Origin of the sequence: Streptomyces sp. NPDC085481, assembly GCF_044541845.1 — a bacterium.
GTDB lineage: Bacteria > Actinomycetota > Actinomycetes > Streptomycetales > Streptomycetaceae > Streptomyces.
The window spans coordinates 1-1875 of record NZ_JBITTJ010000033.1; the positions used below are offsets into that span (position 1 = coordinate 1).

Annotated in this window: 1 rRNA gene; it reads left to right on the plus strand. The window is 56.9% G+C overall.

The features are described from left to right. A 23S ribosomal RNA gene (locus ACIGEZ_RS34155) occupies positions 1 to 1843 on the plus strand; the annotation flags it as partial. Positions 1844 to 1875: the final 32 nt, after the last annotated feature.

A 1875-nucleotide genomic window follows, 5' to 3' on the forward strand; every position in this document is an offset into this window, starting at 1 on the left:
AGCCCCAACGGGTGCTGTGATGGGTAGGGGAGCGTCGTGTGCCGGGTGAAGCAGCCGCGGAAGCGAGTTGTGGACGGTTCACGAGTGAGAATGCAGGCATGAGTAGCGATACACACGTGAGAAACGTGTGCGCCGATTGACTAAGGGTTCCTGGGTCAAGCTGATCTGCCCAGGGTAAGTCGGGACCTAAGGCGAGGCCGACAGGCGTAGTCGATGGACAACCGGTTGATATTCCGGTACCCGCTTTGAAACGCCCAATATCGAGCCCATTAATGCTAAGGCCGTGAAGCCGTTCCGGACCCTTCGGGGAAAGGAAAGTGGTGGAGCCGCTGACCCAAGGTGGTAGTAGGTAAGCGATGGGGTGACGCAGGAAGGTAGTCCAGCCCGGGCGGTGGTTGTCCCGGGGTAAGGGTGTAGGGCGCTGTCCAGGCAAATCCGGACAGCACATAGCCTGAGACCTGATGCCGAGCCGATTGTGGTGAAGTGGATGATCCTATGCTGTCGAGAAAAGCCTCTAGCGAGTTTCATGGCGGCCCGTACCCTAAACCGACTCAGGTGGTCAGGTAGAGAATACCGAGGCGTTCGGGTGAACTATGGTTAAGGAACTCGGCAAAATGCCCCCGTAACTTCGGGAGAAGGGGGGCCATCACCGGTGATAGCACTTGCTGCTTGAGCTGGGGGTGGCCGCAGAGACCAGCGAGAAGCGACTGTTTACTAAAAACACAGGTCCGTGCGAAGCCGTAAGGCGATGTATACGGACTGACGCCTGCCCGGTGCTGGAACGTTAAGGGGACCGGTTAGTGACCTTTCGGGGTTGCGAAGCTGAGAACTTAAGCGCCAGTAAACGGCGGTGGTAACTATAACCATCCTAAGGTAGCGAAATTCCTTGTCGGGTAAGTTCCGACCTGCACGAATGGCGTAACGACTTCTCGACTGTCTCAACCATAGGCCCGGTGAAATTGCACTACGAGTAAAGATGCTCGTTTCGCGCAGAAGGACGGAAAGACCCCGGGACCTTTACTACAGTTTGATATTGGTGTTCGGTTCGGCTTGTGTAGGATAGGTGGGAGACTTTGAAGCAGCCACGCCAGTGGTTGTGGAGTCGCCGTTGAAATACCACTCTGGTCGTGCTGGATGTCTAACCTCGGTCCGTGATCCGGATCAGGGACAGTGTCTGATGGGTAGTTTAACTGGGGCGGTTGCCTCCCAAAGGGTAACGGAGGCGCCCAAAGGTTCCCTCAGCCTGGTTGGCAATCAGGTGTTGAGTGTAAGTGCACAAGGGAGCTTGACTGTGAGACCGACGGGTCGAGCAGGGACGAAAGTCGGGACTAGTGATCCGGCGGTGGCTTGTGGAAGCGCCGTCGCTCAACGGATAAAAGGTACCCCGGGGATAACAGGCTGATCTTCCCCAAGAGTCCATATCGACGGGATGGTTTGGCACCTCGATGTCGGCTCGTCGCATCCTGGGGCTGGAGTCGGTCCCAAGGGTTGGGCTGTTCGCCCATTAAAGCGGTACGCGAGCTGGGTTTAGAACGTCGTGAGACAGTTCGGTCCCTATCCTCTGTGCGCGTAGGAATATTGAGAAGGGCTGTCCCTAGTACGAGAGGACCGGGACGGACGAACCTCTGGTGTGCCAGTTGTCCTGCCAAGGGCATGGCTGGTTGGCTACGTTCGGGAGGGATAACCGCTGAAAGCATCTAAGCGGGAAGCCTGCTTCGAGATGAGTATTCCCACCTCCTTGAGAGGGTAAGGCTCCCAGTAGACGACTGGGTTGATAGGCCGGATGTGGAAGCCCAGTAATGGGTGGAGCTGACCGGTACTAATAGGCCGAGGGCTTGTCCTCAGTTGCTCGCGTCCACTGTGTTAGTTCTGAAG